The organism is Desulfofundulus thermobenzoicus, from assembly GCF_009428905.1.
In the GTDB taxonomy this organism is placed as follows: domain Bacteria; phylum Bacillota; class Desulfotomaculia; order Desulfotomaculales; family Desulfovirgulaceae; genus Desulfofundulus_A; species Desulfofundulus_A thermobenzoicus.
This window is the reverse complement of the sequence record NZ_WHYR01000024.1, coordinates 15,482-39,752: the sequence shown is the minus strand read 5'-3', so window position 1 is coordinate 39,752 and position 24,271 is coordinate 15,482. Positions and strand designations below refer to the sequence as shown.

The 24,271-nt window shown below is 57.7% G+C and carries 17 protein-coding genes; 1 reads left to right on the top strand and 16 read right to left on the bottom strand.

Going from position 1 to position 24,271, the window contains the following annotated elements; all coding sequences use genetic code 11:
- Window positions 1-39 precede the first annotated feature (39 nt).
- Entirely contained in the window at window positions 40-243 is a 204-nt protein-coding gene (locus tag GFC01_RS10050) for a hypothetical protein (RefSeq protein ID WP_152946820.1), read from the bottom strand.
- Between the two features lie 220 nt (window positions 244-463).
- Between GFC01_RS10050 and carB the strand changes: the two genes are divergently transcribed.
- A complete protein-coding gene (carB, locus tag GFC01_RS19045; protein WP_207707609.1) occupies window positions 464-4,024 on the top strand; it encodes a carbamoyl-phosphate synthase large subunit in 3,561 nt (1,186 codons plus the stop codon).
- A gap of 375 nt (window positions 4,025-4,399) precedes the next feature.
- Here the strand turns inward: carB and prfB are convergent.
- The 15 genes from prfB to sat all read right to left on the bottom strand — a co-directional run bounded on the left by prfB (window position 4,400) and on the right by sat (window position 24,016).
- Window positions 4,400-5,501 (bottom strand): peptide chain release factor 2 gene (prfB, locus tag GFC01_RS10040; protein WP_152946818.1). Its coding sequence is split into 2 segments (ribosomal slippage): window positions 4,400-5,431 and window positions 5,433-5,501, totalling 1,101 coding nucleotides; the frame shifts between segments, so codons are not numbered across the junction.
- A 37-nt stretch (window positions 5,502-5,538) separates the two neighbouring features.
- Entirely contained in the window at window positions 5,539-8,166 is a 2,628-nt protein-coding gene (secA, locus tag GFC01_RS10035; protein ID WP_152946816.1) for a preprotein translocase subunit SecA, read from the bottom strand.
- 112 nt (window positions 8,167-8,278) lie between these two features.
- A complete protein-coding gene (gene hpf / locus GFC01_RS10030) occupies window positions 8,279-8,800 on the bottom strand; it encodes a ribosome hibernation-promoting factor, HPF/YfiA family (RefSeq protein WP_152946814.1) in 522 nt (173 codons plus the stop codon).
- Window positions 8,801-8,944: 144 nt separating this feature from the next.
- The gene (locus GFC01_RS10025; RefSeq protein WP_152946812.1) at window positions 8,945-9,142 is read right to left on the bottom strand and encodes a cold shock domain-containing protein; all 198 of its coding nucleotides are present in this window, start codon (window positions 9,140-9,142) and stop codon (window positions 8,945-8,947) included.
- A 313-nt stretch (window positions 9,143-9,455) separates the two neighbouring features.
- Window positions 9,456-10,379, bottom strand: coding sequence for a ComF family protein (locus GFC01_RS10020; protein WP_152946811.1), 924 nt, complete (start codon window positions 10,377-10,379; stop codon window positions 9,456-9,458).
- 30 nt (window positions 10,380-10,409) lie between these two features.
- Window positions 10,410-12,098 (bottom strand): sensor domain-containing diguanylate cyclase, encoded by a 1,689-nt coding sequence (locus GFC01_RS10015; protein ID WP_152946809.1) that lies wholly within the window; start codon window positions 12,096-12,098, stop codon window positions 10,410-10,412.
- A 137-nt stretch (window positions 12,099-12,235) separates the two neighbouring features.
- Window positions 12,236-13,690 (bottom strand): ATP-binding protein, encoded by a 1,455-nt coding sequence (locus tag GFC01_RS10010; RefSeq protein WP_152946807.1) that lies wholly within the window; start codon window positions 13,688-13,690, stop codon window positions 12,236-12,238.
- A 224-nt stretch (window positions 13,691-13,914) separates the two neighbouring features.
- Window positions 13,915-15,063 carry a 4Fe-4S dicluster domain-containing protein gene (locus GFC01_RS10005; protein WP_152946805.1) on the bottom strand — a complete coding sequence of 383 codons (1,149 nt, stop codon included), beginning with the start codon at window positions 15,061-15,063 and terminating at the stop codon, window positions 13,915-13,917.
- Window positions 15,064-16,236 carry a (Fe-S)-binding protein gene (locus tag GFC01_RS10000; RefSeq protein WP_152946803.1) on the bottom strand — a complete coding sequence of 391 codons (1,173 nt, stop codon included), beginning with the start codon at window positions 16,234-16,236 and terminating at the stop codon, window positions 15,064-15,066.
- 187 nt (window positions 16,237-16,423) lie between these two features.
- On the bottom strand, window positions 16,424-18,631 hold the full coding sequence (locus tag GFC01_RS09995; RefSeq protein ID WP_341473887.1) for a hydrogenase iron-sulfur subunit: 2,208 nt from the start codon (window positions 18,629-18,631) through the stop codon (window positions 16,424-16,426).
- Window positions 18,632-18,636: 5 nt separating this feature from the next.
- Complete coding sequence (locus tag GFC01_RS09990) at window positions 18,637-19,884, bottom strand: CoB--CoM heterodisulfide reductase iron-sulfur subunit A family protein (RefSeq protein WP_152946798.1); 1,248 nt, start codon at window positions 19,882-19,884, stop codon at window positions 18,637-18,639.
- Window positions 19,885-19,988: 104 nt separating this feature from the next.
- Window positions 19,989-21,875 (bottom strand): adenylyl-sulfate reductase subunit alpha, encoded by a 1,887-nt coding sequence (gene aprA, locus GFC01_RS09985; protein ID WP_341473886.1) that lies wholly within the window; start codon window positions 21,873-21,875, stop codon window positions 19,989-19,991.
- 21 nt (window positions 21,876-21,896) lie between these two features.
- Window positions 21,897-22,337 (bottom strand): adenylyl-sulfate reductase subunit beta, encoded by a 441-nt coding sequence (aprB, locus tag GFC01_RS09980; RefSeq protein ID WP_152946796.1) that lies wholly within the window; start codon window positions 22,335-22,337, stop codon window positions 21,897-21,899.
- A gap of 110 nt (window positions 22,338-22,447) precedes the next feature.
- A complete protein-coding gene (locus GFC01_RS09975) occupies window positions 22,448-22,738 on the bottom strand; it encodes a DUF6955 family protein (RefSeq protein ID WP_152946794.1) in 291 nt (96 codons plus the stop codon).
- A gap of 18 nt (window positions 22,739-22,756) precedes the next feature.
- A complete protein-coding gene (gene sat / locus GFC01_RS09970; protein ID WP_152946792.1) occupies window positions 22,757-24,016 on the bottom strand; it encodes a sulfate adenylyltransferase in 1,260 nt (419 codons plus the stop codon).
- Between the last annotated feature and the right edge of the window lie 255 nt (window positions 24,017-24,271).

The following is a 24,271-nucleotide window of genomic DNA, read 5'->3' as shown; positions in this document are numbered from 1 at the left end:
TAAATACGGTGATCGCCGTAATTACTAAAGTGTGCTAACTCAACTAAAGCGATCCCGGTATTTATGTCTAAATTCGCCGGGGGGTGGCCAGTTCCCTTTTCCCGTCCCGGTTAACTTTAAGCCGGCCTGTACCAGCTTTTCGTTAAAAACGATTTTTTGTTCGGCGGGTATAAGGCGGGCTTCGTTTTGCAAACCGTCCCGGGGCCCCACCTCCCGGATCAATATCTCTTCCGGCCACAGCAAATTTACCACCACCCAAAGTAAAAGTTTGCGTGCAACGCAGATTGTGGTATTATTTTTTAAGCGGGTTCATGATGGCCCGGAACCGCTTACGCCGCCATACTCTACCGGAAAAGAACGGTTAAATACCGGAGCAAACTTTTCCGGTCACCCGGTTTTCGCTGCCCTATCGCTTATACATTTTCATTATACCGTACCAACTACCTGCAGGAAGGAGAACATTATGCCCAGGCGTACGGATATAAAAAAAATCCTGCTCATCGGCTCCGGCCCCATAATCATCGGTCAGGCCTGCGAATTCGACTACTCCGGCTCCCAGGCCTGCCGGGCGTTAAAACAGGAAGGCTACGAAGTGGTGCTGGTGAACAGCAACCCGGCCACCATTATGACCGACCCCCACATGGCCGATAAAACCTATATCGAACCCATCACCCCGGAAGTGGTGGAGAAGATCATCGCCCGGGAACGCCCCGACGCCCTGTTGCCCACCCTGGGCGGCCAGACCGGCCTGAATACGGCGGTGGAGTTATATAAGCGGGGTGTTCTGGAGCATTACGGGGTGGAACTGATCGGCGCCCAGTACGAGGCCATTCAGAAGGCCGAAGACCGGGACCTGTTCAAGCAGGCCATGGAGCGCATCGGTTTAAAAGTGTGCCGCAGCCGCCACGTAAACACGGTGGAGGAGGCCCTGGCCTTCGCCGCGGCAGTGGGGTACCCCATCATCATCCGCCCCTCCTTCACCCTGGGGGGCACCGGCGGCGGCATCGCTTACAACGTGCAGGAATTGCGCCAGCTGGCCGCCAGCGGCATCGAGCAGAGCCCCATCGGGGAGATCCTGGTGGAGGAGTCCATCATCGGCTGGAAGGAGTTTGAGCTGGAGGTGATGCGGGACCGCCGGGACAACGTGGTGATCATCTGCTCCATTGAGAACTTCGACCCCATGGGCATCCACACCGGCGACAGCATTACCGTGGCCCCCGCCCAGACCCTGACCGACCGGGAATACCAGGACATGCGGGATGCGGCCATCAGGGTGATCCGGGAAATCGGGGTGGAAACGGGCGGCTCCAACATCCAGTTCGCCGTCAACCCCGCGGACGGACGGATGATCGTGGTGGAGATGAATCCCCGGGTTTCCCGTTCCTCGGCCCTGGCCTCCAAGGCCACCGGCTTCCCCATTGCTAAGATTGCCGCCAAGCTGGCCGTGGGCTACAACCTGGACGAGCTGCCCAACGACATCACCCGGGAGACACCGGCCTGCTTCGAACCCACCATCGACTACTGCGTGGTCAAGATCCCCCGCTGGGACTTCGCCAAATTCCCCGGTGCCGACCGCACCCTGACCACCCAGATGAAATCGGTGGGCGAGGTGATGTCCATCGGCCGCACCTTCAAGGAGGCGCTGCAGAAGGCCATCCGGTCCCTGGAACAGGACCGCTACGGCCTGGGCGCCGACGGGAAGGAAGAGATCACCCCGCCGGTATCCGCGAAGGAAAGAAACGGCCTGCTGGAGGAAGTACGGGCGCGGCTGGTCACCCCCGGGCCGGAGCGCATCTTTTACCTGCGCCACGCCCTGCGTTTGGGCATGAGCATTGACGAAATCTACGCCGCCACGGGCATCGACCGCTGGTTCCTGGATAACATCCGGGAAATAGTGGAAATGGAAAGGGAACTGGTGGCGGAGTTGCAGGGTAACGGCGGCGTGCATGTTACGGATGACCGGTGCCTTCCGGCAGGGGAAACAGCAGCCGCTGCACAGCCGAACGGTGGTCAGGATGGCATTGCAGGGCCGGTTAAGCCGCCTTTGGAAACGGGCGGTTGCGGACTGTCCAATCACGGGGCAGGCACCGGTCAGGCCCGGGCAGGTAACAAATTGAACCATTATTCATACGAAGCAGACGGCCCGCACGAAACCGCCCTTGCCCCCGGCGGGGCGTCAGACCAGAAGACGGCCGGCGCCTGCAGGGAAAACGGGAAGGATGCCGCACGTCCCCTGGACCGCCTTTCCCCCGCCACCCTCTACCGGGCCAAGCAGTATGGCTTTTCCGACCGCCAGCTGGCCCACCTGGCCGGTACCGACGAACTGGCGGTGCGCCGTTACCGGCTGCAGCAGGGTGTTAAGGCCGCCTTCAAACTGGTGGATACCTGTGCGGCGGAATTCGAGGCCTACACCCCCTATTTCTATTCTACCTACGAGCGGGAAAACGAAGTGGCCCCGGCGACGGGCAAAAAGGTGATGATCCTGGGCGGCGGCCCCAACCGCATCGGGCAGGGGATTGAATTCGACTACTGCTGCGTCCAGGCGGCCTACGCCCTGAAAGAAGCCGGCTACCAGGTGATCATGGTCAACTGCAACCCGGAAACGGTGAGCACCGACTACGACACCTCCGACAGGCTGTATTTCGAGCCCCTGACCCTGGAGGACGTGTTAAATATCTGCGATCTGGAAAAACCCCATGGGGTGATTTTGCAGTTCGGCGGCCAGACGCCCTTGAAGCTGGCCCGGGCTCTGGAGAAGGAGGGCATCCCCATCCTGGGCACCAGCCCGGCCAGCATCGACCTGGCCGAAGACCGGGAGAAGTTTTCCGCCCTGCTCAAAGGGCTGGGACTAAGGCAGCCGGCCAGCGGCACCTGTGTGACGGTGGAGGAAGCCAAAAGAATTGCCGGCGCCATCGGCTACCCCGTGCTGGTGCGGCCCTCCTACGTGCTGGGCGGCCGGGCCATGGAAGTGGTTTACGATGAGGAATCCCTGGCCGACTACATGACCCGGGCGGTGGCCGTGTCCTCGGAACGCCCGGTACTCATTGACAAGTTCCTGGAAGGGGCCATCGAGGTGGATGTGGACGCCATCTCCGACGGCCGCACCACCATCATCGGCGGGGTGATGGAGCACATCGAGGAGGCCGGCATCCACTCCGGGGACAGCGCCTGTTCCCTGCCGCCCTTCGGCCTGGCGGAAGGGCACATCGAGGAAATGAAGCGGCAGGCCCGCCTGCTGGCCCGGGAACTGCACGTGGTGGGTCTTTTGAACATCCAGTTTGCCGTGGAAAACGGCCATGTCTATGTGCTGGAGGTAAATCCCCGGGCCTCCCGCACCATCCCCTTTGTAAGCAAGGCCACCGGCATCCCCCTGGCCAGGCTGGCCACCCGGGTCATGCTGGGCGCATCCCTGGAGGAACTGGGCCTGACGCAAGAAGTGACGCCCCGGCACATCGCGGTGAAGGAAGCGGTGTTTCCCTTTATCAAATTCCCCGGGGTGGACATCATCCTGGGGCCGGAAATGCGCTCCACCGGCGAGGTGATGGGCATCGACCACAGCTTCGGCATGGCCTTTGCCAAGTCCCAGCTGGCCGCCGGCACCCCGTTGCCGCTGCAGGGCACGGTACTCCTCACCGTGGCCGACCGGGACAAGGAGGCCCTTTTGCCGGTGGCCCGGGGCTTCGCCGAACTGGGCTTCAAGCTGCTGGCCACCCCGGGCACGGCCCATTTTCTGAAGGAACACGGCCTGGCGGTAAAGGTGGTGCACAAAATCGGCAAGGGCCGGCCCAATATCGTGGACCACATCAAAAACGGCGACATCGACCTGGTGATCAACACCCCCATCGGCAAGGGGCCGAAATACGACGAATACCACCTGCGCCGGCAGTCCATCACCCACAACGTGCCCATCATCACCACCATCCGCGGCGCCCTGGCCGCCCTGGAGGGGATCAGTGTCTTACGCCGGGGCGGCATGCGGGTGAAGTCACTGCAGGAATATATGCAGAGTGCCGGGGTGTCTTAAGGGAAAAGCCCCCGTGAACCATTTGACGGGGGCTTTATATATTTTATCAAAAAATACTTCTTTATTGATCCGGGCCCCTTTCCCTCCCCAGATGGGTGTTGCTGATCTCCTGGGGCCGGTTCTGGGTGGTCGACCGGGAAACCTTAAATGGGGGCGGAAAATAGGAACTGAGGAATTTGTTCACTTTACCCTTTTGGAATATGTTCCGGGTTTTGATCATAAACGGCACCTCCCGCCCATAGGATGTCCTGCACCGTCAGCTGACATTCGAGGAAGACGGCGGGAGAAAAGCGCCTCCCGCCCACAGGATGACCTGCACGGGGTGTGAATATGTTTTTGACGGCAAAAAAGCCGGTGTCTTACCGGCACCGGCCCTTATCCCCTGGCCTTTTCCCGCAAATAGGCGGCAATAAATTCATCGATTTCCCCGTCCATGACCGCCTGGACATTGCCCACCTCCACCCCGGTGCGGTGATCCTTGATCAGGCTGTAGGGATGAAAGACGTAGGAGCGGATCTGGCTGCCCCAGGCGATTTCGCTCTGCTCCCCCCGCAGGGCGGCCAGTTCACTCTCCTTTTTCTTCATCTCCAGATCCAGCAGTTTGGCCTTCAACAGCTTCATGGCCGTGTTACGGTTGGAGATCTGGGAGCGCTCACTCTGGCACTGGACCACTATGCCCGTGGGCAGGTGGGTGATGCGCACGGCCGAGTCGGTCTTGTTCACGTGCTGGCCGCCGGCGCCCCCGGAGCGGAAGGTGTCGATTTTTAAGTCCTCCGGGTTGATTTCCACATGCACATTCTCCTCCACCTCGGGGAGGACATCCACCGAAGCAAAGGAGGTGTGCCGCCGGCCGTTGGCGTCAAAGGGGGAAATGCGCACCAGGCGGTGCACCCCCTTTTCGGCCTGCAGGTAGCCGTAGGCGTTGGGACCGGCCACCATCAGGGTGGCGCTTTTTATACCCGCCTCGTCCCCGGGGAGCACATCCACCAGGTCCACCCGGTAGCCCTTTTCTTCCGCCCAGCGGGTGTACATGCGTAAAAGCATTTGCACCCAGTCCTGGGCTTCGGTGCCCCCGGCCCCGGCGTGCAGGGAAAGGATGGCATTGCCCCGGTCGTAGGGACCGCTTAAGAGCACCTCCAGTTCCATATCCTCCACCTTTTTCTGGAGCACCCTGAGCTCTGCCGCCACCTCCCGGGCCACTTCTTCATCTTCCTCATCTTCACCCAGGGAGAGCAATTCATCCAGATCCCGGTGGGTGCGGGCCAGTTCCTGAAAGGAGGACACCCGGTCCTTTAAAGCAGCCAGGTCTTTCAGCACCTGCTGGGCTTTTTCCTGGTCGTCCCAGAAGCCCGGAGCCAGCATGGCTTCTTCCAGGCGGCCTATTTCCTGTTCCTTCCTGGCGATGTCAAAGAGAAACCCTCAAATCGGCAATGCGTTTGCCCAGATTTTCCAGCTCCCGGAAAAGTTCGGGATACATCTGCATCACCCCTGATCGAAATAATTACCCCGGCTGACTAGGATGCCCGGCCGCAGCATTTTTTATATTTTTTACCACTGCCGCAGGGGCAGGGGTCGTTGCGGCCCACCTTCTGCTCCCGGCGCACGGGCTGCGGCGGCCCTTCCTCCTGGTAGCGGTTTTCCACCGTCTGGCGCTGCCGGGGGGTTTGGACCACGTTCACCCGGTAAATATAGCGCACCACATCTTCCTGGATGCTGGCAATCATGTTCTGGAACATCTCGTAGCCCTCGAACTTGTATTCAATCAGCGGGTCCTTCTGGCCGTAGGCCCGCAGGCCGATGCCCTCCCGCAGCTGATCCATGGCGTCCAGGTGGTCCATCCACTTTTCGTCCACTATGCGCAGCAGGACCAGGCGCTCCAGTTCCCGCATCAACTCGGCGCCCAGTTCCGCCTCCCGGGCTTCATAGGTCTCCAGGGCCATTGCCAGCAAACGGTCCCGGATGTGCTGGCGCCCCGCATCCTGAAAATCTTCCGGGGCCAGTTTATGACCGGGCAGGTAAAGCTGTTCCGCCTGGCGCAGCAGGCCGGCCAGGTCCCACTCCTCCTCGTGCACCCCTTCGGGACAGTAGGTATCCACCGTCCGCTGCACCGTTTCTTCGATCATCTGCCGGATGACTTCCTGCAGGTTTTCCCCCGTCAGTACCTGCCGCCGCTGCCGGTAGATGATCTCCCGCTGCTGGTTCATCACATCGTCATACTGCAGTACGTGCTTGCGGATGTCGAAGTTGCGGTTTTCCACCCGTTTCTGGGCCGATTCAATGGACCGGGTGATCAAATTATGCTCAATGGGCATGTCTTCTTCAATGCCCAGGCGGTCCATCAGGCCGGCAATGTTTTCCGAGCCGAAAAGGCGCATCAGATCGTCTTCCAAGGAACTGAAAAACTGGCTGGAACCGGGATCCCCCTGGCGGCCGGACCGGCCCCGCAGCTGGTTGTCTATGCGCCTGCTTTCATGGCGCTCGGTACCGATGATGTGCAGCCCTCCCAGGGCCACCACCCTTTGATGCTCCTCTTCCGTCACCCGCTTATACTTTTCCAGGGCGGCCCGGTAAAGGTCCTGCACCCGGGGATCGGGATCGTGGGGATCATACCCCTGCCCCCGTATTTCCGCCGCGGCCAGGAACTCCGGGTTGCCCCCCAGGAGGATATCGGTACCCCGGCCGGCCATGTTGGTGGCGATGGTCACCGCCCCCAGCCGCCCGGCCTGGGCCACAATTTCCGCCTCTTTTTCATGGTACTTGGCGTTTAAAACCTGGTGGGGAATGCCCCGTTTTTTGAGCATCTGGCTCAATATTTCCGATTTTTCAATGGAGATGGTACCCACCAGCACCGGCTGGCCGGTGGCGTGGCGGCGGGCAATTTCCTCCACCACGGCATTGAACTTGGCCCTTTCGGTCTTATAGACCACATCGGGCAGGTCCTTTCTGATCATGGGCATATGGGTGGGAATGACCACCACATCCAGCTTGTAGATTTTGCGGAACTCCTCTTCTTCGGTGGCCGCGGTGCCGGTCATGCCGGCCAGTTTTTCATACATGCGGAAGTAGTTCTGGAAGGTGATGGTGGCCAGGGTCTGGGACTCCCGCTCCACCCGCACCCCTTCCTTGGCCTCTATGGCCTGGTGCAGGCCGTCGCTGTAACGCCGGCCGAACATGAGCCGGCCGGTAAATTCGTCCACGATAATCACCTGGCCGTCCTTCACCACGTAATCCCGGTCCCGTTTCATCAGGGCATGGGCCTTCAAGGCCTGGTTCAGGTGGTGGGTCAGCTGCATGTGCCGGTCGTCGTAAAGGTTTTCCACCCCCAGCATTTTTTCCACCCGGGCCACGCCCTCTTCGGTCAGGGCCACCGTGTGGGCCTTTTCGTCCACGGTATAATCCACGTCCCTGGTCAGCCGGGGCACCAGCCGGGCAAAGGTGTGGTACAGGTCCGTGGCTTTATCCGCCTGGCCGGAAATAATCAGGGGCGTGCGGGCTTCGTCGATGAGGATGCTGTCCACCTCGTCCACAATGGCGTAATACAGTTCCCGCTGCACCAGCTGGTCGGGATGCAGGGCCATATTATCCCGCAAATAGTCGAAACCAAACTCGTTGTTGGTGCCGTAGGTGACATCGGCGCCGTAGGCCCGGCGGCGTTCGGCCGCGTCCAGCCCGTGCACGATCAGGCCCACGGACAGGCCCAGAAAGCGGTATATTTTACCCATCCACTCACTGTCCCGGCGGGCCAGATAATCGTTTACCGTCACCACATGGACCCCCCGGCCGGTAAGGGCGTTCAGATACACCGGCAGGGTGGCCACCAGGGTTTTTCCTTCGCCGGTTTTCATCTCGGCTATGCGCCCCTGGTGCAGCACTATGCCGCCCATGAGCTGGACATCGAAATGGCGCATTCCCAGGACGCGCCGGCTGGTTTCCCGCACCACGGCAAAGGCTTCGGGCAAAAGATCGTCCAGGGTTTCCCCCCGTTCCAGGCGTTCCTTGAACACGCCGGTTTTAGCCCGCAAATCATCGTCCGCCAGGGCCGACACTTCCGGCTCCAGGGCGTTGATGCGTTCCACCATCCGCTGCAGGCGTTTCACTTCCCGGCTATTGTCATCCAACCAGTTACGAATTATATTCAGCATAAAAATCACCTTTCGTAAAGAAGAGGAACCACAAAGGTTCCTCTTGCAAATAACCCTTATCTATTGTAGCACCGCGCGGGTGGGGTTGCAAGTGCCTCCTTCTTTTTCCAGATTAAAATTCGGGTTCGATCAAGCCGAAATTGCCGTCTTTGCGCCGGTAAACCACATTCACCTGCTCCGTTTCGGCATTGGAGAAAACAAAGAAGCTGTGCCCCAGCAGGTTCATCTGCATAACCGCTTCATCCACGGACATGGGCTTGATGGCAAAGCGCTTGGTGCGTACCACCCGGGGGCCGTTTTCCACCACCCTGTCCCCACCCTCGGGAACCTGCAAGCTGTTCCGCTCCAGGCGGCGCAGCAGTTTACCCTTATAGCGTTCCACCTGTTTTTCCAGCTTTTCCACGACCAGATCGATGGAAGCATACATGTCGCCCGTGGATTCTTCTCCCCGTAGAATGATTCCATTAAGGGGGATGGTTACTTCCACCCGGTGGGAATCCTTTTCCACGGTCATGGTCACCTGGACTTCGTTGATCTGTTCCAAGAATTTTTCCAGCTTACCCAGGCGCTTCTCCACGTACTCCTTTAGTGCGTTGGTTACTTCCACGTTTCTGCCCCGTACCTGTACTTCCATACGGTACCAGCTCCTTTCTGGTCTGTCGTGTTAATATTATTCCCGAAATTAACCAGAATTCCTGCCAATCCCGGTAGAATCTTCAACAAAAAATAACGACTAAAAAAGCCCGGTCCTTTTAACCGGGCTTTCGGTCGGCCGATGTTAGATTTTTATCACATTGGCTGCCTGGGGACCGCGGGCGCCTTCGACGATATCAAACTCCACCAGCTCTCCCTCGTTCAGGGTTTTGAAGCCTTCCCCCTGAATGGCCGAGAAGTGGACGAAAACATCCCCTCCGTCCTCCCTTTCAATGAAACCGTAACCCTTCTCGGCGCTGAACCATTTGACTCTGCCTTGCATTACTAAACATTCCTCCCAAATTAAAATCCCGTGGGTCCAGAAGATCTCACGTGGGTGTATGTTAACACATACAGACGCCTTTGTCAAGGGCTGCCATTCTATTTGCACTTGTCTTATTAGTATATATACCCATAATATCCATAATTATCATGTCAAAACACCCGAAAAACAGGTCCCTGTGGACGAAAAACCTGTGGATAATGTGGATAAGTCTGTTGATAACCCGTCATATGGGGCTTTTAGGTCTGGATAAAATGCGGGTAAGTAAAAATTTTGTTAAATTATGTCACCATTGATTGACATATTTGCCACATCATGATGAAATTTCCCGCCATGTCCCTCCGGCCACGGTGGCCACGTAGACGGCAGTAACGCCGGCTTCTCGCAGAACACGGGCGCATTCGGCAGCCGTGGCCCCGGTGGTTAAAACATCGTCAACCAGCAAAGCCACCTGTCGAGGAGCCGGTGGCGGACCGGTAAAAGCAAAGGCCCCCTGCAAGTTGACCAGGCGTTGTGTCCGGGGAAGGCCCGATTGGGGCGGCGTTTCCCGGGTTCTGAACAGGGCCGGCCACAGGGTCCAGTCCAGTTCCAGGCAAATCTCCCGGGCCAGCAGGAGTGACTGATTGAAACCCCTTTCAGCCAGGCGCCCGGCCGGCAGGGGAACGGGCACCACCAGGGGACGGCTGCTGGAAGGCACCAGTTCCCGGACAACGGCAGACAATAGCCTGCCCAGGGGGCGGGCCAGCTGGCGCTGCCGCCCGAATTTGAAACGGTGGATGGCTTCCCTGAACAAAAGATGGTATGGTCCAGCGGACCGGGCGGCGGTAAACGGGGGTCGCTCCATCCGGCAGTCGGGACAGAGCATTGATAAGGAAGGGATGCCTGCGGGGGAAACGGCGGGCACTGACGGCCGGGTTTTTGCCGCAGGGCCGGCCCATTGTCCCGTCGATTGAACAGGTAATGGGGAAAAAACCGGCATAGATGGCCGGATTTCCGGGGCAGGAAACCGGTTGTCAGGGGTTGTCCGCCCGGAGAACAAAGGGCCTGCTTCCCGGAAACGGCCGCAACAGGAGCAGATATCCTTTGACTGCCAGGCAGCAAGCACCTCCGCGCAGCGCGGGCAAAGCCGGTCCTGTTCCGCTGCCGCTTTGCAAAGGGGACAGGCCCGGGAGGGGGGAAACAACAAATCCAGAAAGTCGCGCCACAGCCAGCGCATACGAGCCAGCAATCCAGCCAAATAAACCATCTCCTATTTTCATGCCAGCTATTACTGCTCCCGGTACAGCACCACACAATCCTTGCCCCTTTTCTTGGCCCGGTAAAGGGCCTGGTCCGCCCGCTGCACCAGGTCGTCCACATCCCGGGCGTCCCCGGGACAGGCGGCCACACCCAGACTGATTCTCACCTGTACGGAAAGCCTGTTCAGAGGAAAGGGGTGTTCCCGCACCATTTGCCTTAAATTTTCGGCCAGGGAGCCGGCGGCCGGGGCATCCGTACCGGGCAGAAGCACGGCAAACTCCTCCCCGCCGTAACGGCAGACCACCCCTGCCTCCCCAACGCCCTCCCGCAACAGGGCGGCCAGCTCCACCAGCACCGCATCCCCGGCCGGATGACCGAAGGAATCATTGATGCGCTTGAAGTCATCCACATCCAGCATGATCAGGGCCAGGGGCAGGCCGGACGTACTGGTGCGCCGGTACTCTTCGGACATCCGGCGCAGGAAATAGCGGTGATTGTAAATGCCGGTCAATCCATCGGTATTGGCGCTTTCCTCCAGCCTGTGAACCAGCAGGGCATTGGCCATGGCCACCGCCGCCTGGACGGCAATAACGGTCAGGGTATCCAGGTGGTTTTCGTCAAAGGCCATGCGGCGTTTTTCCCCGAGCAACAGCAAACCAATCACCCCGGCATCGGCCACCAGGGGAATGAACATCAAAGAACGGTAAACCCGGGACAGCCCTCCCTCCCCGGACACCCGGGGGTCCTCCCGGGAATCATAAATCAATTCCGGCTGCCCTTCCCGGAGTATCCGGCCGGCAAAACCTTCACCGGACCTGACCATGGTACGCAGCAAATCATCCTGAAAGGGGCCGGTCGCCGCCTTTGCCCGGTAGCAGCCGGGCTCCTCCGCAAGCAGGTAAACCACCCCGCTGTGGTAATGAACCACCCGCCCGGCTTCCCGCAGGATCAATTCGGCAATCTGCTCCGGATCCAGCCCTTCACCCAGTTTCCGGGCCACCTGGTACAGGGCAATTAATTCCCGGTTGGCCAGTTCCAGGTGCACATACATCCGCAGCACCAGTTGCACCACCAGAACGGGAAAGAAAAATAAAAGAACCCCGCCATACCCCATCTGGCTGTAAAGCAGGGCCATGAGTACACCCAACGGGGCGGTGAACAGGTAGGTCAGCGCCCCCCAGCGAAAGACATCCCACCAGGAAAGGGTTATCCGGCGATAACCGGGCATTTGCTGCTGGTAAAGGGCGACCAGCAGGAAATTGGCACCAAAATAGACCAGGACAAAGGCCAGCAGGGGCAGGGCCAGTTCCAGGGAAACACCAATCCCCGTCCGGCCGCCGGCGGCAGAAAAAACATAGCCGGCCGCCGTAACTGCCAGCACGTGCTGGGTGGCGTTGAAAAGGATGGTGCGCAGGGGGTTGCCCCGGTTCACAATCCCCTGGGCGCACAGGGTGGCCAGGGCGCCCACCCAGGCCGCCGCCGGGGTGCCGCAGGTCAAAAATACCGCCATTACCACAGCAAAACCGCCGGAAAGCTGCCCCCGGGGAAAGTTCACCGCCAGCCACTCGGTGACCACTCCCATGGCCATAAAAAGGACAAAGAAACGGCAGTAGTCCAGGTCCAGGGAGGAAAACTGGCGCACCAGGCCCCATAACCCCAGAATGATAATCAACCACGTGTAAGCAATATGGGTAAGGTTGCGCCCGCCTTTCACCATTGTCACCTCAAAAATTATTTCGACAGAAAAAGGGAATCACCTTTGCTTGTTGGAGAAGTTGGTGACAATTGTTCCGGGACCGGGGTTGCTTATTGAACCGGTTTACAAAACCATCGGCGGGGACGCAAATTCCCTTTTTACGGGTTGGCCCTGGACATCCCTGCCCGGCGGGCCGCCAGGTAGTCTACGAACTGCCGGGCGGTGCGGCCGGAACGGCCGTTGTGCCACATTTCCCAGTGCAGGGCCATTTTACGCAGTTCATCCCGGTCTATTTCCAGGCCGCGCTGTTCCGCCAGCCCTTCCACGATCCGCAGGTACCCTTCCTGATCCGGGGCGGGGAAGGTCACCGTAATGCCGAAACGGTCGGCCAGGGCCAGTTTTTCTTCCATGCTGTCCCTGGCATGCACCTCATCCCCCTGGCGTTCGGAAAAGCTTTCCTTTACCAGGTGGCGCCGGTTGGAAGTGGCGTAGATAAGCACATTGCCCGGCCTTACCTCCAGACCACCTTCCAGCACCGGCTTCAACGCCCGGTATTCCGGCTCCGTTTCATCAAAGGACAGGTCGTCCACGAAAATGATGAATTTTTGTGTCTGATTGGCCAGTTGCCGGGTGAGAAGCGGAAAATCACCCAGATCGGCTTTGGCCATTTCCACCAGGCGCAGGCCCCGGCAGGCGAAGGCATTCAGCAATGCCTTGACGGTGGAGGATTTGCCCGTGCCCCGATCGCCGTACAGGATCATATTGTTGGCCGGAAGGCCGGTCAGGAAGTGTTCCGTGTTTTCCAGTATTACCTTCTTTTCCCGGTCCAGACCGATCAACTCTTCCAGACGCACGGGGTCGGGAGAGGCAATGCCTGCCAGAACGCCCCCGCCGCCGGGACTTTTCTGCCAGCGAAAGGCCACATAACGGCTGAAAACGCCCCATCCCACCCGGTGGTAATAGCGGGCCAGCTCATCCACGGCCCCGCCCCAGTTCCGGCTGCGGAGCAGGGCCATTTTAACCCTGCGCCGGCACAATGCCAGCCACCGGGCGGCGCCGGCGTCCCGCCCATTACAGGTGCCGGCCCCGGAAAGGTTTTCCCGGACCGCATCCGGATTTCCCGGATCCACTGCCGGTACCGGCTCAAGGTAACCGGGCATTTCTTCCCACCCCGGCCAGTTTTCCGGCGCCAGCGGATCGTACGGGGCACCGGTGGAACTAAAAATGCCCGCCGCCACCTGTTTTAACTGTCCCGCATTAATTTGCGACAGCTCCTGCAGGATGGATAGATCCCTGGCGGCCAGGGCCATGATCCGCCGGTCCACGTTCTCCGGACCCGCCGCCCCGACCCGCCGGCTGAAGCTATTATCGCTGTCCAGAATTAAATCCAGCAAATGGTCCGGCCAGCGGCATTCCAGCGCCAGGGCGCAAAAGTGATGATACCTTTCACACACCTCCCGGGCTGACGGCCCGGAAGAAACCAGACTTTCCAGTAAACTTTGCAGGGCCTGCACCACCGGGTCCCGGGCGATCTGTTTATACAAAATCAGACCGCTGGTCAACAGGATCATTCGTTCTAAAGCATCGCCATCTATAAATGGGGTTTTGTTCATAATTTATATGCTCCCTGATCGCCGGCAGAGGGGTTAACCGGCCATTTTCATTCCGGTACCATGTTACTGTATTCCACCGGGCAAGTCAAGAACCGTCACTACCTGTCCGTGGGAAAGCCCCAGTTGGCCGGTTTCGCCGGCGAAAGGTATTTGTTGCTCCATAAAAGACCGCGCAAAAAAAGACCCCTGCCCGGGGGGTCTTTTTGTTGCGCAATTCCCGCCCATCAACCGCTGATTTCCATCTGTCCCGCCGCACCGGCGGTTCTTTGCATTTCCAGCGCCCGCTCCTTTACCTGCTTGAAGTACAGGGCAAAGGGCCGGTAGGCCAGGTGCGCCCACTTGGTGAAGGGCACCTCCAGGCCTAAAAGGGGCACGGTAAAGGCCAGGTGGATGGCAAAGGTATAGTAGGTGGCCAGCGGCAGATCCAGGTACTTGAATACGTGGGTTAAAAGCCCCGTAAATACGGTCAACCAGAGCAGGATTAAAAACATCCAGTCGGTGGAGTGGGAGTACTGGTGTATGGGCTCGGTTTTCCGCAACCTGCTGATGATGGATTCGGTGGTGACATACAGCAGGGCTATGGTAGCATAATAGCCGAGAATTCTTGCGGGATGGAAAACCGAGAGATACTCGTTGGTCAAAAACCACTTGGAACCGGCGTTCACCAGCAGGAAGGCCACCGTATATCCCGACATCAACAGCCAGTGTTTAATCCACCGGCTCTTGTTGGAGCACAGGCTGAACCGTTTCTGGGTCAGGAAGTTATAAATCAGGGTGTACAGTTCCTGGACATACACGGAAAGGGGGATGTTAATTTTAACCTTTTCTCCTCCGTCCATGACAAACCGGTACATGCGGTAGATGTTACTCAAAAGGATAATGGACAGAACCCCGCCGAAAATCCATCCGGCCGGGTCAACCACGTGCCGCGGGGCAAAGGTTTCCAGTTCCGTGTGTTCCAGCACCATGGGCCCGTGCAGGGCATTGACCACCAGCAGGGTGGCAATAAAAAGAACGACAACGGACAATATTTCCCAAACCTTGGAAGTATAAAGTTTCGTAGCCAGACCGGTCCAATCATACAGGGAAGTGAGATAACGGCGCAAGGACATCATCACTTCCCCCGGATTGGCCTGACGGGGACAGTTTTTCTGGCAGTCGCCGCAGTAGTAGCAAAGCCAGGGTTCCAGGGAATGTTTGATCTTATCTTCCATGCCCAGCTGCACATAGCGCATAAATCGCCGTGGAAACTGATTTTCATCGGTAACCAGGGGGCAGACGGCCGTGCAGGTGCCGCAGTTAAAACAGTCGGTGGCTGTTTTGGCACCAAACTTCTTTAGCTTTTTCGCAAACTGAGGATTAACAGTAACCAATTAGCTCTCCCTCCCCATTGATGCGCTCAGGAGCTCAGAAAGTTCCATTACCTGGATTTTTTCCTGTTTATCCAGAGCCAGGGAATCGGCTTCGAGCATGATTACACAGTAGGGGCAGGCTGTAGCCAGAATGTCGGCACTTTTTGCTTCCGCGTCCAGTACCCGGAGTTCGCCAAACCGCTCTCCCCTGGGTACCTCCGCCCATAACCGGCCGCCGCCGCCGGCACAGCACAAACTCCTCTCCCGGGAGCGACTCAATTCCACCGGTTCCACGCCTGGAATGGCCCGTATCAATGTACGGGGCGCGTCAAAAATGCCGTTGTGGCGTCCCAGGTAACAGGGATCGTGGTAGGCCACCCTTTTATCCAGGGGAGTTTTTAATTCCAGCTTGCCTTCCTGAAGCAATCCGGCCAGGAGCTGGGTGTAGTGCACCACCTCGAATTCCCCGCCCAGGGCCGGATACTCATTCTTAAAGGTATACAGGCAGTGGGGGGAAGTGGTGATAATTTTTTGCACTCCTTTTTCCCTGAACAGCCTGATATTGGATTCGGCCAGTTTGGTGAACAGTTCCTCGTCCCCGATTTTGCGGACGGTTTCACCGCAACAGCTTTCCTCCACACCGATGACGCCGAAGTTCACCCCGGCCCTTTTGAGCACGTCCACCACACTCCTGGCAATCCGCTGGCTGCGGGGATCGTAACAGGAAGTGCAGCAGACAAAAAGCAAATACTCGGTACCGGACGTGAAAGCCGGTACATCCACCCCCTTTTGCCAGTCCATGCGCTTTTCCCGGGGTCCCGACCAGGGGTTGCCGTTGGCATGCAGGCTGCCCACCACCGACCGCACCGCAGAGGGTACAAATCCCGCTTCCACGGTGGTGCTGCGCATGGACCGCACGTTGTCGATAATCTTTACCTCCCGGGGACAATTGAGCTGGCACATGCCGCAGGTGGTACAGGCAAAAAGCACCTGTTCGTCGTCAAAGCCTTCCAGTCCCAGCTGGCCCAGGCGCATCATCCGGCGGATATAAAAGGCTTCACTGGTTTCGCCCGGTACCAGACGCCACGGGCAGAGGCCGGAACAGAGCCCGCACTGCATGCAGTAATCCAGGGTTTGCGCTCCGGCTTCTACCAGGTATTCTTTCATTTCCAGGGATATTTCTTTGGTTTCCATATGCGAAGCCCCTTTGGCTTATGATTTTTTAACCTGCTGGTGCCGGCAGGAATCATGTACGGTTGCCCGCCGGGTCCTTCTTCCGGCGGGCAACCGGATAAGGTTTACCGCCTCTAATTCGAACATTTCCCCATAGTTACATATTCTTAATAAAATGTTTTCTTCCGGCCGCCCGGCACGCCCCTTCTTAGAAGCCTTTATAGGGGTTGGGGCCCACTTCTTCCAGTTTTTCCGCAAATTCGGCGATAATCTGCGGAATGCGGTCGTAATCCATGATGCTGACCTGCTCCATGCGCACCCGGTCGGACTCCAGGGCCAGGCGGTCCAGGGTTTCGGAAATCTTGGACAGGCGGATGCTGGCCAGTTCACTGCCCTTGATGAAGTGGCACTGATAGTCGTCCCCGTGCTTGCAACCCAGCAGCAGGATGCCGTCAATGCCTTTGGAGAGGGCGTCGGCAATCCAGATCAGGTTGATGGAACCCAGGCAGCGCACCGGAATGATCCGTACCCACGGGCTGATTTCCTGCCGGTTCATACCGGCCATGTCCAGAGCCGGATAGGCATCGTTTTCACAGGCAAAGATCACAATGCGCGGCTTTTCCTCATCCTCTTCCGGTACTTCGATGGACTTGACCATGCTGCCGATAATGGGCACCGAATAGTTCTTGAAGGATATGATCCGCTCCGGACAGGCCCCCATGCAGGTACCGCAACGACGGCAGCGGGTGGGGTTGGGCAGCGGGTTGAACTTTTCATCTTCGTTGATGGCGCCGAAGGGGCATTCCACCGTACACCGCTTGCACTGGGTGCACCTTTGCATAAAGAATTCCGGGAAGGAGAGATCCCATACCCGCGGGTGCACCGCCGATCCCCGGGCTGTCAGTTCGATGCACTGGATGGCCTTTAAGGCTGCTCCGGTGGCATCGGCAATGGTGGAAGGAATATCCATGGGCGCCCGTACGCTGCCGGCGGCATAAATGCCCGTACGCCGCGTTTCATAGGGGAAGCAGATAAAATGGGAATCCGCAAAACCATATTTTAATGTGGGCATTTCCGGACCCTGCCGGTACTGCAGGTTCAGGATGTTGGACTTGATAATTTCGTCCGCCTTGGGCCCTTCTTCTTCCTTCTGATCGTCGGCTTTGACCTCTATTCTTTCACCGATGGCCGTGGTGGGCACCATACCGGTGGCCAGCACCACCAGGTCAATGGCTTCCGTGCGGATGCGGTCCCCGGCCAGCACATCGTCAAATTCAATGACCAGGCTGCCGCCCTCTTCGGCAATGCTGGCCACCTCACCCCGGAAGAAAAGCGTCCCTTCCTTTTGCGCCCGCTGGTAGAGGAACTCGTATTTGCCCAGAGCCCGCATGTCTTTGTAGAAGATGTAAACAGTGGACCCGGGGTCCTTTTCCTTCAGGTACAGGGCCTGCTTCAGGGACTCGGTGCAGCAAATGGTGGAGCAGTAGGGCAGATGCTCCGGGTCCCGGGAGCCGGCACAGAGGATAAAGGCCACACTCTTTACTTCCCGGCCGTCGGAAGGCCGCTTGAATTCGCCCTTTTTGGCCATCTCCTCGAACATTTCGCCGGTGATCACATCGGGATACCGGCCAAAGCCCAGGTGACCCAGTTTGCCGGCATCATAGGCCACCGCTCCGGAAGCCATGACAATGGCGCCCACCCGTTCGCTGGACTGGCCGCCGTTCTGATTGATGGTTACGTCAAACATACCGGGGGCGCCGGCAATGGATGCAATCTGAGCACCCTTATAAACTTTAATGTCGGGGTTTTCTTCCACCTCTCTGATCCGGGCGGCTATATCCACTTCTTCCAGTTCATTATAGGGTGGTTTAAGCCCCACCTGCTTGTATAACCCGTTCACCCAGCCGCCCAGGACCGGTTCCTTTTCCACCAGCACGGTTTTGTAACCGGCCCGGGCCGCTTCCGCCGCCGCCGTTACACCGGCCAGGCCGCCGCCCACCACCAGGATGGCTTTGGACAGATCCTGGACCTGGTAGGGTTCCGGCAGGGAGGACTGCTGGGCCTTCACCAGGCTCATACGCAGCTGATCTTCCGCCAGCATCTGGGTATCCTCATCGTTGGCCGGATGGCACCATACGCCCTGCTCCCGCAGGTTCACCCTTTCCACCAGAGCGCCGGGAAAGTCAAACACACCGGTGTTCACCCGCATGGAGCAGGCGGCAATCACTATGGTATTGATCCCTTCCCCTTCCATGTCCCGCTTGATCATATCCACACCTTCGGCCCCGCAAAGGAAGGGGTGGGATTTACAGAACTGAGCCTTATTATCCTCGGCCAGTTCCGTAAGGGCGTCAATGTCCAGGGCATCCCCTATGCCGCAACCGGTACAGATATAAACTGCCATCTTTTTGTCCACCGTCATTACCTCCCCAGCGTCGATTGAATGGCCTTGAGGGCAGCGGCCGTGGCATCCTCCACGCAGGAAGCCACATCCATGGGCTTAACCGCGCAACCGGCGCCATAGATACCAGGCGCTCCACCCACCACAAAGCCACTGGCATCGTAAACCAACTCGGCCGGCGCTTTGGCTTCCCGGGTCACCGGGTCCATACCGGTAGCCAGTACCACCAGGTCAAACTGCTCTTTCATCAACTTCTGTGTTTCCTGGTCTTCCACCACCACCGTCAGGTTCCCGGTAGCCGGATCTTCGGTAATGTCACCGGCCTTTCCTTTCACCAGGTGTACGTTGGGCATATCTTTTACTTTATTATAAAAGTCTTCGTATCTGCCCCGGGCCCGGATGTCAATGAAATAGATGTACACCTGGGCCTCGGGATTGCGTTCCAGGATGTAGGTGGCCTGCTTCAGGGAAGCCAGGCAGCAAATCCCGGAGCAATAGGGCAGGTGGTTTTCATCCCGGGAACCGGCGCACTGGACGAAGGCCACCTTTTCCGCCGGCTTGCCGTCGGAAGGACGCAAGATCTTACCGCCGGTGGGGCCGGTGTTGGAGGCCAACCTCTCCAGCATCACATTGGTGATCACATTGGCGTACTGGCCGCCGCCGTAGTAACTGATCCTGGAGGCGTCGTACGGCTTCCAGCCGGTGGCCCAGATGATGGAACCCACCTGCAGGGTCATTTCCCTGGGTTCCGCGTTTAACTCAATGGCATTCACCGGGCAAACCTCAACGCACTTATTGCAGGACGCCCCCTGGCAGGCCGACGGATCAATGACATATTTGGTGGGGTAAGCAAAAAGGTGCGGTAGATAAATGGCTTTTGTTTTGTCCAGCCCGTAGTTGAATTCGTTGGCCCTTTCGGCCGGACATACCTCCCCGCACTTTCCGCAGGCGGTGCAATTTTCATTCACATAACGGGGGTTGATCTTTACTTTGACTTCAAAATTTCCTTCCCCGCCCGAAACCGCTGTGACCTCCGCCAGGGTAAGAACGTGAATCCTGGGATTGTTTTTAATCCTGCGGAAGTTAATCTCCAACCCACAACTGGGAGGACACAGCTTGGGGAAATACTGGTTCAGCTGGGCTACCCTGCCACCAAGGTAGGCGTTCTTTTCCACAATGAAAACTTCCTGCCCCACTTCCGATGCTTCAATGGCAGCAGTGAGCCCGCTTATGCCCCCTCCGACCACCAGAATGGCCTTGTTTCCCATTTTTTCATCACCGTCGCAGTTAGTTTTAAAAAATAAGGATAAGCCGTGGCCGCGAACAGCCACGGCTCTCGCCACATATTGAGATAACCGTCTCTCGCTATTAACTAGTCAATGATGGAGATAATGGGCCGCTTGCACATTTCCCATTCGCCGGTCTTGGGATCCCACTTGCAGTTGACGAAGCACTTCCAGTTTTCCTGGTCCATGTTCGGGAAGTCCGCCCTGATGTAGTAGCCGGGCCACCGGGTCTCTTCCCGGAACATGACGGACCTGATATGGGCTTCGGCCTGCCACATCCGGTGGACGTTTTCCCAGCAACGCATCAGTTCGTGCAGGTTTTCGGCGGCCAGTTTCTCGGAGTCTTCCTTCAGCATGGTCAGCAGCTCCATGCCCTTCTCCAGCAGGTGCTTGTTGGTGGTGAAGGACTTGGACACACCACCGGCATACTCGTCCATGATCTTCTGCAGGCGGAACATGAACTGCTTCGGCCGGATGTAGTTGGGGTTCACATCCGGGTCGGTGGTGGCACCCTTGAACTGCTCGAACAGATCCAGGGGCTTTAAGATACGCTCTTTCAGGGCTTCCACCTGGGCGTCGTCCACACTGGGCTCCTGGTTATTCTCCACAATGAACCGGATGGCGGACTTACCGGCAATCCGGCCTTCAGTGAAGGAACCGGAGGAGAACTTGTGGCTGGAAGCACCGGAAGCGTCGCCGGCGCAGAACAGGCCCTTCACAGTGGACATATTGGTATAGCCCCACTGATATTCAGGCGGAGCGATGTCCTCGGGACCGCTGACCCAAGCGCCGGAAGCACCGGAGTGGGAACCGATGAAGTAAGGTTCGCAGGCGGCAATTTCAGAGGGCTTCTCTTCCGGCCGGGTGTTGGTGGCCGCCCACAGCAGGGCCTGGGAAATGGTCATGTCGAGGAAGTCTTCCCAGGCTTCCGACTCCAGCTCTTTGAGTTTTTTCTTGCGCTGCTTCTCATCGGGCATTTCCTCGGACAGGCGCTGGATGGCCTCGGCCGTCTGCATGTAGATGGGACCCAGGCCGGCCCGCTCGTCAATGAGCCCCAGGTGGTTCCGCAGGTTGGCCGGGATGGGCTTGGTCATACCATAGGGAGCGTACTGCTCCAGCACATCCGGGTGGGTCTTCATGTAGTCCTCGCCAAAGGCGTTGGTGGCTACGGACTTGAAGAGCAGGAACCAGGCACCCACCGGACCGTAGGCATCCTTGAACCGTACGGGAATGAAGCGCACTTCCTGGCAGGTCATTTCAGCGCCGGCCTTCAGGGTGAAGTAGGTGGAGGAACCGGTGTTGAAGGGCGGGTACCAGGAACGGCCCAGACCTTCGCCGGTGGAACGGGGCCGGAATACGTGCACGGCGCCGCCCATGCCCACCAGAACGGCTTTGGCCTTGAAGACGTAGAACTTGTTCTCCCGGACGGAGAAGCCCACAGCACCCACGCAGCGGTCGCCGTCCAGCAGGGGCTCCACGATGAATACCCGCTCGTAAATTTCGCCCTTGTCGCCCAGGCTGTTGATGGAGTTCTTGGCGGCCTCGGCCACGATGATCTTGTAGGACTCGCCGTTGATCATGATTTGCCAGCGGCCTTCATGGACGTACTTGCCGTCTTTATCCTTCCAGATGGGCAGGCCCCACTTTTCAAACAGGTGCACGGTGGAGTCTACGTGCCGGGCGATGCTGTATACCAGGTCTTCCCGGGTAACGCCCATGAGGTCCTGTCTCACGTAACGGACATAGTCCTCAACGGTGTTGTCGCCGGCAGCCTGGCCGATATACAGGTTGATGGCGGACAGACCCATGGCCACGGCGCCGCTGCGGTCCATGGCCGCCTTGTCCACCAGGGTGACTTTCAAGCCGTGTTTCTTGGCCCAGTATGATGCTTCCACGGCCGCGCCGCAAGCGGACATGCCGCCACCGACAATCAGCAGATCGGTATTGACTACAACAGTCTCAAAATTCGCCACTTGCCAAACCTCCTCTACAAGTTATTTCTTAATGGTCGGAACTTCACAGCCCAGGGATGCGGGTTCTGTAAACAGCACGTAGCTCTTCAGATCGTCGGTACCGGTTTCCAATCCGGCATCGGGAACAATGGTGCCTTCCGCCGTGGTCCGGATGGGGAACTTAAACCGTTTAATGGAGCCATCCCGGAACTTGATGGTCCACATAATGTCCTCAGAACCACGCAGAGGAATGGTGCTGGCACCCAGAGGAATAAAATCGGCATAACCCCGTACGTCCATGGCCTGCTGCGGGCAAATCTTTACGCAGCACATGCACTCCCAGCACATCTGGGGATCCCGGTTGTAGGACTTCATTCTCTCTTTGTCCAGAACCATCAGGTCGTTGGGGCAGATATACATGCAGGCGGTCTTGTCCTGCCCCTTGCAGCCGTCGCATTTTTCGGTAATTACATAACTCGGCATCTACTCTCTGACCTCCTTAATTTTTGTTTGCTGAGCACACGTTCCCCCAACAACTCTCCCCTCTCTTCTCCCCTACCTCACCTCCAATGCTTACTTATTTGGATATTCATTTAGTAGTTGGCCAGAAAATCCCCCATGACATCCAGTTTTTCCTTCTCCACCACTAAATCGAAAATCTTGTCCTTCACTTCCCTGGGCAGAAGTTCGATGCTTTTGGTGGTAGCAGAGTCATATTTGGCCGTGGGGAAAACCTGCAGGATCTTGTCTTTTTGCTCTTCCGAAACGGGAACCTTCAGCACTTTCAAGCCGGCCAGCACTTCTTCGGCCATATCGGCCAGCCCGGCCTTCTGCAATTTGGCGTACCGTTCTTCATTAATCCAGACGTTGATGGTAATGGACATCTCGCCACCTCCCAGCGATTACTTCAAATCCGCAAGGGTAAACACGGGGTTCCGCTCGGCCAGGTACTTGTCGTTAACAAAGGGAGAACCAAACCCGTATTTTTCCGCACATTCCATAATCAGATCGAACACTTCGGGTCTGAAGATCAGGCGGGGCGGCTTGACGCCATCCTGAATGATGCTCCGGATCAGGGTGCCGCTGAAGTTCATGGCCTTATCCTTGTGACCGCACAGGCCGGAATAGGTGACCTCGCCGCAAACCGGGCAGTACCACCAGGCCAGCACCCGCACCGGCTTGATGTTCAGATCTTCCAGCGGAAACTGGTCGAATATCCGGTGGGCGTCATACGGATCGTAGTAAGTGCCCACGCCGGCGTGGTCACGGCCGAACATATGGTGGGAGAGGCCCAGGTTGGACCGCAAAATGGCATGGAACACGGCCTCTTTGGGACCGGCGTAACGCATATCCCACAGGGCGATGGAGGTCAGGTGCACGTCCTCCCGGAAATATCCGGCCTTGCGCAATACGTCGTGGCACAGGACGATGGCCTCGTCGATGTAATCGCCCTTTCTCTTTTCGCCGATGATGGCGTTGACCACAACGCCGGTGATGGTCTTTTCTACGGGAAGCTCGCCATGGGCGGACAGCCAGGCCCCTTTCATGAGCCACTCATGTCCGGTGTGGGGCACGTTGCGGGTTTGGTGGGCCACTGCTCTCTGCCAGCCCTTTTCCGCAAATTTCTGCCTCATCTGGATGGGAGTAAAGAAGAACTGATCAAAGGGAGGATTGATAATGGGCTTGTTTACCAGGGTAATCTTGCCGCCGATGAACTTGTCCTTGTAATTATATGTCCGGGCCACGCCGGGATGCTTTTCTTCGGTGGTGCCGTAAACCTTTTGAGCCATTTCCTGCTTGTCGAAGGTGAAGATTTCCTCCACTTCCAGGATGGCCATGGGTTTTTCCCGGAAGGTAAGTAAGACCTTGTCCCCTTCCTTGATCCCTTTTTCCTTTAGTTCCTCATCGGAAATGTCAAAGACGATGGGAATGGGCCAGAGCACGCCATTGGCCAGCCTCATGTTGTTGCAAACGCCGGCCACGTCCGCCCTGGTCATAAACCCTTCCAGGGGGGTAAAGAATCCGTAGGCAATATCCACGATTTCCCTGGCAATCTGCCCGCGGATGGGTACGGGGGTTAACCCTTTAATAGCCTCAGCAGCCTCTTTCGGTTCCAGAACCCTTTCTATAATTTCCTTGCCGCCATGGCCGATATAGGTCATATCCCTTCTCCTTCCTTAAATAAGTAGTTCTGGTTGATAAGCACAGTGGGTTCGACCAATCCGGAGAACCTCTCCCAGCTATCCCCTCCCCTTCTCTTTGAAAGTATGACAGCAAAAATACACTCCTCAGCACGACACCCGGGAGCATGCTGACATTTATATTTTCTAAAATGACGTTATATAAAGCGCTACGATAATAAAATTATGGCACCATCTGCCATTTTATACTGTCACATTCCTGACAGCAACGGGAAT